Annotated in this window: 2 pseudogenes; both read left to right on the top strand. The window is 60.9% G+C overall.

Annotated features, from left to right (window positions below):
* A pseudogene (locus K5E19_RS23880) lies at positions 1-312 on the top strand (nuclear transport factor 2 family protein); the annotation flags it as partial.
* 2 nt (positions 313-314) lie between these two features.
* Positions 315-527, top strand: a pseudogene (locus tag K5E19_RS23875) (aromatic ring-hydroxylating dioxygenase subunit alpha); the annotation flags it as partial.

Here is a 527-nt window from a genome sequence, read left to right as displayed (position 1 = left end):
CTGATGGCGAGCTACGTGCGACAACCCGCCCATTTCGCCATGAACGCGCACTTTCTCTGCTCGGAGGCGCTGAGCCACACGCCGGACGGCGAACTGCGGGGGCGCTGGCTGATGCTGCAAACCTCGGCATTCACCGCCGGTGGCGCGCACCTGAACGCGGCGGAAATCTGCGTCACTTTTGCGCGCGACGCGAACGGCATGGCGATACGCCACTTCACCACCCGCAACCTGTTCAGCCGACCGGTGGACCACTGGCATGCGGCGGATGCGTTACCTGTCCCTGAGAAAAATAACGACGTGCAGGAGAAATAGACATGCAATGTGATCACCTGATAACCATCAAAAACATCGACACTTCGCCGCAGGCGATACCGGACGCGGCAGAGATAGCGGCGCTGGTACAGTCCGAACGCGTACACACGTCGCTCTACACCTCGGACGATCTGTTCCAGCTCGAACTGGATCGCATCTTCAGCAAGACCTGGGTCTGGGTGGCACACGCCAGTGAAATCCCGGAGACCGGGAGC

Origin of the sequence: Enterobacter sp. RIT637 (genome assembly GCF_019718755.1) — a bacterium.
GTDB lineage: Bacteria > Pseudomonadota > Gammaproteobacteria > Enterobacterales > Enterobacteriaceae > Enterobacter.
This window is presented reverse-complemented; position numbering and strand designations above follow the sequence as displayed.